This is a genomic window from Shimia sp. SK013 (assembly GCF_001292625.1).
In the GTDB taxonomy this organism is placed as follows: Bacteria; Pseudomonadota; Alphaproteobacteria; order Rhodobacterales; family Rhodobacteraceae; genus Shimia.
In genome coordinates, this window is record NZ_LAJH01000028.1 from 126,772 (window position 1) to 138,752 (window position 11,981).

At 58.5% G+C, this 11,981-nt stretch carries 10 protein-coding genes; 6 read left to right on the top strand and 4 right to left on the bottom strand.

From position 1 onward, the window contains the following. Nucleotides 1-119: 119 nt before the first annotated feature. A complete protein-coding gene (locus SHIM_RS19030; protein WP_054004274.1) occupies nucleotides 120-1,598 on the bottom strand; it encodes an AMP nucleosidase in 1,479 nt (492 codons plus the stop codon). Further along, nucleotides 1,595-3,403, bottom strand: a complete 1,809-nt coding sequence (gene ade / locus SHIM_RS19035; protein WP_054004275.1) for an adenine deaminase — start codon at nucleotides 3,401-3,403, stop codon at nucleotides 1,595-1,597. Before ade ends, SHIM_RS19030 begins: the two co-directional genes overlap by 4 nt. A gap of 303 nt (nucleotides 3,404-3,706) precedes the next feature. Between ade and SHIM_RS19040 the strand changes: the two genes are divergently transcribed. Next, entirely contained in the window at nucleotides 3,707-4,462 is a 756-nt protein-coding gene (locus SHIM_RS19040) for a class II aldolase and adducin N-terminal domain-containing protein (RefSeq protein WP_054004276.1), read from the top strand. A gap of 36 nt (nucleotides 4,463-4,498) precedes the next feature. After that, nucleotides 4,499-5,494, top strand: a complete 996-nt coding sequence (locus SHIM_RS19045; RefSeq protein WP_054004277.1) for a sterol desaturase family protein — start codon at nucleotides 4,499-4,501, stop codon at nucleotides 5,492-5,494. Here the strand turns inward: SHIM_RS19045 and SHIM_RS19050 are convergent. Further along, nucleotides 5,491-6,456, bottom strand: coding sequence for a GlxA family transcriptional regulator (locus SHIM_RS19050; RefSeq protein WP_241488930.1), 966 nt, complete (start codon nucleotides 6,454-6,456; stop codon nucleotides 5,491-5,493). The genes SHIM_RS19045 and SHIM_RS19050 overlap by 4 nt on opposite strands. Nucleotides 6,457-6,510: 54 nt before the next feature. Here SHIM_RS19050 and SHIM_RS19055 point away from each other — a divergent pair, with 54 nt between their 5' ends. The 4 genes from SHIM_RS19055 to SHIM_RS19075 all read left to right on the top strand — a co-directional run bounded on the left by SHIM_RS19055 (nucleotide 6,511) and on the right by SHIM_RS19075 (nucleotide 11,317). Then, a complete protein-coding gene (locus SHIM_RS19055) occupies nucleotides 6,511-7,671 on the top strand; it encodes an acyl-CoA dehydrogenase family protein (RefSeq protein ID WP_054004279.1) in 1,161 nt (386 codons plus the stop codon). Nucleotides 7,672-7,900: 229 nt separating this feature from the next. After that, the gene (locus tag SHIM_RS19065) at nucleotides 7,901-9,922 is read left to right on the top strand and encodes an acetate--CoA ligase family protein (RefSeq protein WP_054004281.1); all 2,022 of its coding nucleotides are present in this window, start codon (nucleotides 7,901-7,903) and stop codon (nucleotides 9,920-9,922) included. Further along, the gene (locus tag SHIM_RS19070; RefSeq protein ID WP_054004282.1) at nucleotides 9,922-10,527 is read left to right on the top strand and encodes a DJ-1/PfpI family protein; all 606 of its coding nucleotides are present in this window, start codon (nucleotides 9,922-9,924) and stop codon (nucleotides 10,525-10,527) included. The genes SHIM_RS19065 and SHIM_RS19070 overlap by 1 nt, the downstream gene beginning before the upstream one ends. Nucleotides 10,528-10,531: 4 nt before the next feature. Then, nucleotides 10,532-11,317: a carnitinyl-CoA dehydratase gene (locus tag SHIM_RS19075; protein WP_054004439.1), complete on the top strand. Its 786-nt coding sequence runs from the start codon at nucleotides 10,532-10,534 to the stop codon at nucleotides 11,315-11,317. Here the strand turns inward: SHIM_RS19075 and SHIM_RS19080 are convergent, their stop codons facing one another. Beyond that, entirely contained in the window at nucleotides 11,318-11,950 is a 633-nt protein-coding gene (locus tag SHIM_RS19080; protein ID WP_054004283.1) for a class I SAM-dependent DNA methyltransferase, read from the bottom strand. Between the last annotated feature and the right edge of the window lie 31 nt (nucleotides 11,951-11,981).

Genomic DNA, 11,981 nt, shown 5'->3' on the forward strand with positions numbered 1-11,981 from the left:
ATTATTTGCCCGAATGTTGGGCCTCGTGTCGCGCATTTAACGGGATATGGTGGGTGAACACAATAAATTGTGTGTCGAAAAACCCCATTTTTAAGGGTTTTTCGCAAGTTTCCGCTGGGTCAAAGGAAGGCAGTCTCGTCAAATGAGCGCAATTTCCGCGAATGGAGCCGTTCCAGCGGCATTTCCCGCAAGGTCTCCATAGCCCGAATTCCGATCATCAAATGGCGGGCGACCTGCGTCTTATAGAAGTCCGAAGCCATGCCGGGAAGCTTCAATTCGCCATGCAGCGGCTTGTCGCTGACACATAGAAGTGTGCCGTAGGGAACGCGGAACCGATACCCGTTGGCGGCGATTGTGGCGCTTTCCATATCGAGCGCGATGGCACGGGATTGGCTGAGGCGCTGAACGGGACCCGCATGTTCGCGCAGTTCCCAGTTGCGGTTGTCGATGGTGGCGACGGTGCCCGTGCGCATCACACGTTTAAGATCGTAGCCCTTAAGCTCGGTGACCTCGGCCACGGCCTGTTCCATGGCGATCTGCACTTCGGCCAGCGCGGGGATTGGCACCCAGACCGGCAGATCGTCATCCAGCACGTGATCTTCGCGCAAGTAGGCGTGGGCCAGAACGAAGTCGCCGAGGCTTTGCGAATTGCGCAAGCCAGCGCAGTGGCCAACCATGATCCAGGCGTGAGGGCGCAGTACGGCGATGTGGTCGGTGGCGGTTTTGGCGTTTGACGGCCCGACGCCGATATTGACCAATGTGATGCCGGACCCGTCCGCCCGTTTGAGGTGATAGGTCGGCATCTGCGGTTGTTTGTCTACCGGAGCGATTGGCGTTTCGGCGTCGGTGATCTCGACATTGCCGGTGCTGACGAAACTGGTGTAGCCGGATTTTGGATCGGCCAGCATTTGACGCGCGTAGGCTTCGAATTCGGTCACGTAGAACTGGTAGTTGGTGAACAGAACGTGGTTTTGGAAATGGTCGGCATCGGTCGCGGTATAGTGGCTGAGCCGTGCCAGCGAATAATCCACGCGCTGGGCGGTGAAGGGGGCCAGCGGGCCGACCTCATCGTCGTCATGAGTGTGCATACCGTTGACGATGTCATCGTTGGTGGTCGACAGGTCCGGCACATCAAAGATGTCACGAAGTGTGAATTCGGCGGCGCCTTCTTGCGGGACGGTCATGTCACTTTTGGCGGCAACGGCAAAATGCACGGGGATCGGCGTGTCGCTGACACTAATAGTGACCGGAACGCCGTGGTTTCCAACCAACAGCGAGATTTGCTGTTCCAGATAATTGCGGAACAGGTCCGGGCGCGTGATCGTGGCGCGATGGGTGCCGGGTTCGGACACGTGGCCAAAGCTGAGGCGGCTGTCGACTTGCGCAAAGCTGGTCGTGGTGATGCGGATTTCGGGGTAAAAGGCGCGGATACGGTGGCCGTCGGGGCCTTTACGCAAGGCGCGGCGAAATTGGTCACACAAATAAGTGGTGGCGATGCTGTAGAGTTCTTCGAGCCGGTCCACGGCGGCGCTTGCATCGGTGAAGGCTTGCGCGGCCGGAACTGCGGGGGAATGCACGGGGATTTGTTGAGGGGTCATTCGGCAGCCTTAATCACATCAGTCATTTCAAACTTGGTTACATCTACAAGGCCAAGGTCGGAGATCCGCAACTCTGGGATCACCACAAGCGCCAAAAGCGAGTGTTGCATATAAGCGTTGTTGAGCGTGCAGCCGCAAGCCTCCATTGCCTCGACCATATTCTGCGCCTTGGCCGCAACCTCGGTCGCAGGGGCATCAGACATCAGGCCGGCGATGGGCAATTCCACCAGCGCGATCTCTTGTCCGTCCTTATATATGGTCACACCGCCGCCAACCTCGCCAAGGCGGTTTGCAGCCAGCGCCATCATTTCACGGTCGGTGCCGACAACGATCATATGGTGGCTGTCGTGCGCCACGGTGGAGGCCATCGCCATCTTTCCGCTGTAGCCAAAGCCAGATACAAACGCGTTGGACACACCGCCGGTGGCGCGGTGACGTTCTACCAGTGCAATTTGCGCAGTATCAGTCTCTATATCGGGCAAAACGACGCCGTTTTCGACGGAAAGGTCGGCGGTGAGCGCCTTGGTCGGGGCCTGATTTTCGATGACGCCGATGACGTTGGCGGTGACCTTGGTGGCGCCTTCAGGCGCTGTGATCACAAAATCCGCAGCGGTGCGAGGGCGGCCCAGGTTCACAGTCTGGCGCGCGTGGTCCGGCCAGTCGTGGTGCGGGCATTCCACCAACACTTTGCCGTCTTTGGCGACGGTTTTGCCGCGTGCAATGACATGCTCAATCGGCAGGGCCTTGAGGTCGCTGGTCAGAATGACATCGGCGCGACGGCCCGGTGCGATGGAGCCGAGGTCACGTTCCAAACCAAAATGTGTGGCTGTGTTGATCGTCGCCATTTGCAGCGCCACAACCGGATCGCATCCGCAGTCGATCGCGTGGCGCACCACGCGGTTCATATGGCCATCGTTGACCAAAGTGCCGGAATGGCAATCATCGGTGCAGAGAATAAAGCTGCGTGGATCGAGACCTTTTTCCGTGATCGCTGTAATTTGGGTTTCCACGTCATACCAAGCGGAGCCAAGCCGCATCATCGAGCGCATGCCTTGGCGCACGCGGGCAATGGCGTCGGCCTCGCAGGTGCCTTCGTGATCATCAGCAGGACCACCCGCGGCGTAAGCGTGAAAGTTGGGCCCGAGGTCGGGGCTGGCGTAATGGCCACCCACGGTTTTGCCCGCGTTCTGGGTGGCGGCGATCTCGGCAAGCATTTGTTGGCTGCCGTTGACTACACCCGGAAAGTTCATCATTTCGCCCAGACCTATGATGCCGGGCCAGCTCATCGCCTCGGTCACATCATCGGGGCCGATTTCAAAACCTGTGGTCTCCAACCCCGGCGCGGAGGGCGCGCAAGACGGCATCTGCGTGAAGATGTTGACGGGTTGCATCAGCGCTTCGTCATGCATCATGCGCACACCTTCAAGGCCAAGCACATTGGCGATCTCATGCGGGTCGGTGAACATGGTGGTGGTGCCATGGCCAATCACGGCGCGGGCAAATTCGGCCGGCGTCAGCATGCCCGATTCAATGTGCATGTGACCGTCACACAGACCGGGGATCATGAAGCGCCCATTGGCCTCGATCACTTCGGTATCGGGTCCGGTGCAGTGGCCGGCGTCAGGGCCGACATAGGCGATACGCCCTTCGGCAATGGCAATATCATGGTCGGGGAGGATCTCGCGGGTGTGGACGTTGACCCAACGCCCTTTGCGAATAACGGTGTCAGCGGGTTCGCGCCCTGCGGCGACGGCGACCAAGCGGGGGGCCACGTCGGCCCAGCTTTGAAAATGCATATGTTCCATGGCCCAAGGTGACACTTGTTTTGGGGATGTTCAACCAGCCCACAGGTGAAGCTTTTGCGAAAAGTGTTTCAAGGGGATATTGAAACCGAGGGGTGCAAGGTATTGCGACAAAAATCGGCTTTTTGTTCCCCAAATACCTAAAGGCTCAGCAAAGCTGAGCCGGGCCCAACCTCAGCAGATCTTCACCAGAAGATCGAAGAGGGCGGGAGCGCCCCGCGCGGCGGTCCAAATACGACGTCGCAAAGAAGATAGACCCACATCCTTGCGGGTGATGGTCTGAAAACGAGGAACAAGGAGCGAGACATGAGCGTCACGGAATTGCGGCCCAATATGGAGCATTGGCAGGAACGCGTGGATATGGCGGCGGCGTTTCGCTGGGCTGAACGGCTGAATTGGCACGAAGGCGTAGCCAACCACTTTAGCCTCGCGGTCAACGAAGAAGGCACCCAGTTTCTGATGAACCGAAATCAGGTGCATTTTTCGCGCATCAAGGCGAGTGAATTGCTGTTGGTGGACGCCAATGATCCGGAAACGCTGAATGGTCCCGACGCGCCTGATCCCACCGCTTGGGGATTGCATGGCGGCATTCACCGGCATTGCCCGCACGCGCGTTGTGTGATGCATGTGCATTCGATTTTTGCCACCGTTTTGGCCAGCCTGGCCGACAGCAGCTTGCCGCCGATCGATCAAAACTGTGCCACGTTTTTCAACCGCTATGTGATTGATGACGGGTATGGCGGTCTGGCGTTTGAGGACGAAGGCGAGCGCTGTGCCACGCTGCTGACCGATCCAAAGAAGAAGGTGATGATCATGGGCAATCATGGCGTGTTGGTGATCGGCAATTCGGTCGCGGATACGTTCAACCGGCTTTATTATTTTGAGCGCGCGGCGGAGACATATATCCGTGCGCTGCAAACCGGTCAGCCATTGCGCGTGCTGCCTGACGACATCGCCGAGAAAACCGCACGGGAGCTGGAAGAGTATCCCGAGCAGGATGAACGGCATTTGGCGGAATTGAAGGCCATTTTGGACGACGAAAGGTCGACCTACGCCACCTGACACACTGTGAAATGCGCCATTTGGGAGGGTCGCGCGATGCCACATGATTTTGCTGACGATGCCGAGGCTGAGCGGTGGCATTACCGCCCGCCGCACCCAATCACTTTAAACCCGCTTTTTGCGTGGCCACCCAAACCTACGGCAGTGTTGAGGTGGTATCGCGACGCGTGGTTGATGATCACAGCTTTGACGGTGCCATTTGGGATAGCGCTCTTGATCTGGGCCTTTGTCCTGCCGCCGCTGGAGCAGATGCAGACGTTTCACTGGCGATGGGTGGGCACTGTTTGGTTGATGAATGTGATCCCGCAGACGCTGGTGGCGGGTGGGCTGCATTGGTGGCTTTATATGCGCAAGGGTCAGGGCATGCGCAAGAAATTCGACAAGCGCGATCTGACCCGCAAGAACGGCAGTTTCACCTTTAACAATCAGGTTTTGGACAACATCTGGTGGACACTTGGCAGCGCCATGACGGTGGCGACGGTGTATCAGTGTCTGATTTATTGGGCTATGGCGACTGGCAAAGTGCCGGTGATCACATTCGCAGAGCGTCCGGTTTTCTTTGTGATCTGGCTGGCGCTGATCCCGATGTGGTCGAGCCTGCATTTTTATTGGGTGCACCGGCTGGAACATCATCCGCGACTTTATAAACATGTGCATGCCGTGCATCATCGCAACGTGAACGTCGGACCGTGGTCAGGCATTTCAAACCACTGGTTTGAAAACATGCTCTATTTCACCACCTATTTTGTGCATCTGATCGTGCCGTCAAACCCGCTGCATCTGGTGTTTCACGCCAGTTTTCAACAAATCAGCCCGGTGTTCAGCCATTGTGGGTTTGAAAAGCTGGTTGCCAAAGACGCCGAGGTCGCCAAGTCCGGCGATTTCTTCCATCAGCTGCATCACCGATATTTTGAGTGCAACTACGGCACCTCGGAAATTCCGTTTGATCGCTGGTTTGGCACGTTTCATGACGGATCGGCCGAGGGAACAACGCGCACGCGCGCCCATAAGAAACAGATGTACACGCGCTAGCGTTGGTGCCTGAGTGATGTGGGCGTCTCATCAAACCCTGCCTTGAACGCGCGGGTCATGGCGGCCGGGTTTTTGTACCCCGCGCGCACCGCGATTTCCGCGACAGTCAGGTCTGTGTCCATCACCAATTTACGGGCAAGCGTCAGGCGTTGGCGGCGATAAACCGTTGTTGGTGCCGCGCCGAGTTCGGCTTTCATCCGCGCTTCGAGGGTTTTTTGTGTGACACCGGCGCGGCGGGCAATTTGCGGGATCGGCAACGGGTGTTCGAGGTGCTCCTGCATGACTGCGAGCGCGCGGTTCACAATGCGACCAGCCGGTGTCGCGCCGCCGGTGTGGCTGCGGGCGCTGTCGCGGGTCATGAAAAGCTGCGCAACCTCAAGCGCGAGGGCCTGGCCGCGTTGCTGCCCGATCAGATGCAGAACCAGATCAAAAGCCGCCATCGCACCCGAACAGGTCAGGCGCCTGTCGTCGATGACGAAGCGTTCGCGCAGTGCTTCGATATCGGGAAAGCGTTCTTCGAAATTGGTGAGCTCTTCCCAGTGGATGGTGGCTTTGTGTTTGTCCAGAAGGCCCGCCTCGGCCAGCAGCCAGCTGCCGGTGTCCATCGCGCAAAGCGTCGGAAAGCGGGTGGCGGCAGAGCGCAGCGCGGCTTGGGTTTTCCAGCCGCCATGGTCGCGAAAGCCGTAGGAGGGCATGACCACCAACATATCACCGCGCGCTGCACCAAGTTTGTCGTGCGGAGCAACAGAAAGGCCCGAGGAGCTGGTTACGGGAAGGGCGTCCAGTGACAGGAAAGTCCAATCATAAAGCGGCTTGCCCGAGATCATGTTGGCCGCCCGCATGGGTTCCACCGTGTTGGCAAGGCAATGATTGGAGAAACCTTCGAACAGAAGAACGCCAATGTGCTGCGGTGCGGCGGAGGTTTTTTCCCAAAACTGCATGCTTTGGGGGTAATCCTGCATGGTAGTGTAGGTCAAGTCAGTTGAGCTATGCGCAACAGAATTTGGGAGCGCGCCATGCAGTTTGACCTGACCGAAGAGCAGGAGATGATCGTCTCCACCGTCCGCAGCTTTGTGGAGAACGAGATTTACCCCTTTGAGGATGAGGTTGAGCGTACCGGTGTCGTGCCGCATGAATTGGGCGAAAAAATCAAGCAAAAGACCCTCGATCTGGGGTTTTACGCCTGTAATTTCCCTGAGGAAGTGGGGGGCGCTGGTCTGAACCATCTCGACTTCACGCTGGTGGAGCGCGAGTTGGGGCGTGGATCGATGGCGTTGACGCATTTCTTTGGCCGTCCACAGAATATTTTGATGGCGTGTGACGCAGAGCAGCGTGAGAAATATCTTCTGCCCGCAGTGCGCGGCGAGCGCATGGATGCGCTGGCGATGACCGAACCCGGGGCAGGGTCGGACGTGCGCGGCATGAAATGCAGTGCGGTGCGCGACGGTGGCGATTGGGTGGTGAACGGCAACAAGCATTTCATTTCTGGCGCAGAGCATGCGGATTTTTTCATCGTGTTTGTGGCCACTGGTGAGGACGACACACCAAAAGGGCCCAAAAAGCGGATCACGACGTTCCTTGTGGACCGCGACACGCCCGGTTTCACGGTGCGCGATGGCTACAAGTCTGTCAGCCACCGAGGGTACAAAAACATGGTGCTGGAGTTTGATGATTGCCGTTTGCCGGATGCGCAGGTGTTGGGCGAGGTCGATGGCGGGTTTGCCGTGATGAACGAGTGGCTTTATGCAACGCGCCTGACTGTGGCGGCGTTTTGTGTGGGCCGTGCGCGGCGCGCGTTTGATTACGCGTTGGATTATGCCGCGCAGCGTGAACAATTCGGTCAGCCAATCGGCAAATTCCAAGGCGTGGGCTTTCAGATTGCCGACATGATCACCGAGATCGACGCGGCGGATTTGCTGACGATGTCGGCGGCGGCACGGCTGGACCGAGGTTTGCCGTGTAATCGCGAGATCGCGTCGGCCAAGCTTTATGCCAGTGAGATGTTGGCGCGGGTGACAGATGCCGCCATCCAGATCCATGGCGGTATGGGGTTGATGGATGACTATCCGTTGGAACGTTTCTGGCGGGATGCGCGGGTTGAGCGGATCTGGGACGGGACCAGCGAGATTCAACGTCACATCATCAGCCGTGATCTGTTGCGGCCATTGGGCGCGTGATGGTTGCCGAATGGGGGCCAGCCCCCAAACCCCCGGGATATTTAAAGCAAGAGGAGGGACTGCGCATGGCGGCCCCTCCAATGAAAGACAAGATGCCTTCCCCTTGCGCGGTCATCGGCTTCCCAGCCTGTTCCGCGTCTCAAGGGTGGCCGAAGATGGTTAACAAAACCTTGCTTCCTCTTGCCCAAAATATCCTCGCCGAAGGCATAGAATCTTTTGGGGTTCCGCTATGATAAAACGTGACCTCTCGAGATTGATCCAACCGACATCTGTCGCTGTGGTCGGGGGTGGTGCTTGGTGTGGTGAAGTTGTGCGTCAGTTGGAGAAACTCGGTTTTTCCGGCGATATCTGGCCGGTACACCCAAAGGCAGCCGAGGTCGGGGGCTATGCCGCTTTTGCGAGGATCGAAGATTTGCCGCGGGCGCCAGATGCAGCTTTTGTTGGTATCAACCGGCGCGCCACTGTTGAAGCTGTTGCGGCGCTATCTGCGGCGGGGGCAGGAGGTGCGGTGTGTTTTGCCTCAGGTTTTTCGGAAGCGGCAGCGGAGGATGCCAGCGGAAATGATCTGCAGGCCGCGCTGGTGGCGGCGGCTGGGGAGATGCCGATTCTGGGGCCGAACTGCTATGGCCTGATCAATGCGCTGGATGGCGCTGTCTTGTGGCCTGACCAGCATGGCTGCAAACGAGTTGAACGCGGTGTAGCGATCCTTACCCAGAGTTCGAACATCGCGATCAATCTGACAAACCAAATGCGTGGCGTGCCGATTGCATATGTCGCGACGTGCGGGAACATGGCGCAGTTGAGTCAGGCGGAGATTGCCAGCGCGTTTCTGGACGATCCACGGGTCACGGCGATCGGTCTGCATATCGAGGGATTTTCCGATCTGCGGACTTGGGAGGCCTTGGCCGCGAAGGCGTATGCCAAAGGGGTGCCAATTGTTGCCCTGAAAGTGGGCGCAAGCGATGAGGCGCAGGCCGCGACCGTGAGCCACACTGCTTCGTTGGCAGGAAGTGACGCAGGTGCTGAGGCACTGATATCGCGCTTGGGATTTGCCCGGGTGCGGGATCTGACAGTATTTCTGGAAACCCTGAAGCTTTTGCACATGGTTGGGCCGCTAAAAACGCCGACGCTGTCGTCGATCAGTTGTTCGGGCGGTGAAGCGAGCCTGATGGCGGATACTGCGTTGGGCACAGGCCTGAGCTTTCCAGCTTTGAGTGATGAACAACGCCAGACCCTGGGAGAAGTTTTGGGACCGATGGTGGCTTTGGCCAATCCGCTGGATTACCACACCTATATCTGGCGCGACGAAGATGCGATGGCGCGGGCTTGGGGAGCCATGATGGCGGATCATATCGGGATGACGGTCTCGGTCGTCGATTATCCGCCAGAAAACCGACACGACTGGGATTGTGCAACTGCTGCCGCGATCAAGGCGCGGGCCGCGACCGGCCGGCCGATGGCGGTTGTCGCGAGTTTGCCAGAGCTGATGCCCGCAGACACAGCGCGGGAGCTGGCAGCGGGAGGCGTTGTGCCGATGTATGGGCTGCGGGAAGCTGTCGAGGCAGCCGCGGCCACTACCCGATTGCATGTACCAGATGCACAGCCAATAGCATTGCCGGGTGCGGCGCGTGACTCGAAGGTTTTGGACGAAGGTGCTGCCAAAACCGCGCTGGCGGTTTGTGGGCTTGATGTCCCGAAAACAGTCTCTGTTTCAGGGGAAAATTGCCTAAGTGAGGCCGCGTCTCACCTTCGGGCACCGCTAGTCTTGAAGGGGCGCGGCATTGCGCACAAGACCGAAGCGGGTGCTGTGAAATTGGGGTTGTCCCATCAAGAGCTGGATGCGGCGGCGGTTGAAATGCCGACACAGGATTTTCTTGTTGAAGAAATGATCGATGGCGGCGTGGCGGAGTTGCTGATTGGCGTGACGCGCGATCCCGCGCATGGGTTTGTGCTGACATTGGCGGCAGGTGGCGTTTTGACGGAAGTGTTGGCAGACAGCACGTCGTTGTTGATCCCGGCCGGCCGCGAGCAGGTAATTCAGTCTCTAAACAGGCTAAAAGTGGCGAAATTGCTGAGTGGCTATCGTGGGGCTGCGGCGGCCGATATGGACGCTGTTCTTGATGCGATTGAGGCGCTGCAAGCCTATGTACTTGCCAATGTTGACTGCATTGAAGAGGCTGAGATCAACCCGTTGATCTGCACGCCGACGCGTGCCGTGGCGGCGGATGCTTTGGTCAGAAAGGCAGTGTGATGCGGACAATCGGCGCGGTGATTTTTGAAGGATTTGAGATGCTCGACTATTTCGGGCCGCTTGAGATGTTTGCCATGCATCGGGATCAGTTCAAGATTATCGCGGTTGGCGAGGCTGCCAAACCGGTCACGTCTTCGGGCGGACCTGCGGTGGTACCGGATGCGACGTTTGCCGATGGCGACCGCTATGACGTGTTGCTGGTTCCGGGCGGCAAAGGTGTGCGGGCGGAGATTGAGAACGCCGCCATGCTTGAGTGGTTGCGCGCCGCCAGTGCCGGGGCAGAGGTTGTGACCAGTGTCTGCACCGGATCGGCGTTGCTGGCGCGGGCGGGGCTGTTGAACGGACACGCGGCGACGACCAACAAACTGGCCTTTGATTGGGTGCGTGAGGTTAGCCAAACCGACGCGGTGGATTGGCGTCGCAGCGCGCGGTGGGTCAAAGACGGGAAATTTTATACAAGTTCCGGCGTGTCGGCGGGCACGGATGTGAGCCTGCAGGTGATTGCGGATTTGCTTGGCGAAGAGGCGGCGCAGGGAGCGGCGTTTTGGGCGGAATATGAGGCAAACAGAGACGCGGATAATGATCCGTTCGCGCTTGAGGAGTGACGAAATGAACGAGAGCCCAGTAAAAACCCGGCGCATGGGCGCCATTTTGGAAGTCACGCTGGACAGGCCAAAGGCGAACGCGATTGACCTGGTGACTAGCCGCGTGATGGGCGAGGTGTTCCGCGACTTTCGCGACGATCCAGAGCTGCGGGTCGCAATATTGACGGGCGGTGGCGACAAATTCTTTTGCCCCGGCTGGGATCTGAAGGCGGCGGCGGATGGTGATGCCGTGGACGGGGATTATGGTGTTGGCGGGTTTGGCGGCCTGCAGGAACTGCGCGACATGAACAAGCCAGTGATTGCGGCTGTAAACGGGATCGCCTGCGGTGGTGGGCTGGAATTGGCGTTGTCGGCGGACATCATTATTGCGGCGGATCATGCAAGCTTCGCGCTTCCGGAGATCCGATCCGGTACGGTCGCGGATGCTGCGAGCGTCAAGTTGCCCAAGCGCATTCCGTATCATATCGCGATGGAATTGTTGCTGACCGGTCGATGGTTTGATGCCGAAGAGGCGCATCGGTGGGGGCTGGTGAACGAGATCGTTGCGGCCGACACATTGATGGCGCGGGCTTGGGAGCAGGCTGAGGTGTTGGCGTCGGGACCGCCGCTGGTTTATGCGGCGATCAAGGAGATCGTGCGAGATGCGGAAGACTCCAAGTTTCAGGATGCAATGAACCGGATCACCAAACGCCAGTTGCGTTCGGTTGACGTGCTTTATGACAGCGAAGATCAGCTGGAAGGCGCGCGGGCCTTTGCCGAGAAGCGCGACCCGGTGTGGACAGGCAAGTAATCAGGCGACGCGGATAAGAGTGACAAAGGCAGTGTCATCGCTGTGATCGCCGGTGGCGGCGTCGCCGTATATGCGTACCTGTGGCAGACGAATTTCGGTGGTATTGGCCGTAATAGACTCTAGTTTTTTCGCAAACCCTGTGCGTTCAAAGTGCTGGCAGTTGATGGACAAAGCAATCAACCCGCCCGGCGCTGTGATGCGCAAAAGTTCATCGATGGCGTCGGGTCCGACGTGGCCGTTGGTGAATGTGCCGGAGCTGATGATGCCGTGATATGCGTTGTCTGCCACGGGCAATGTGCGGGTCAGGTCACCGGTAAAAAGATACCGGTAGAGGCGTTTTTCACGGGCAACGGCGAGCATTTCGGGCGAGATATCAGTGCCGTCGATCTCAGTGTCCAAAAGCGTGGTCAATGCCTTGGCGCATAGGCCGGTGCCAGCGCCAACATCAAGGACAGGTCCAGCGCCACCGGCGGCGGCAAAATGGCGGGCAACTTGGGTGTGCAGGATGTAATCCGAGGACGTGGCAAAATCGCTGTCGTAGGTGCTTGCCCAATCCGCATAAAGCCGACGGGAGTCTTCGGGCGTACTCAGGGCATAGGCCGCGTCGAGCGAGGGATCGTTTTCTGGGCGCATAGACGCAGTGAAAGCCGGTAACGGACAGAAA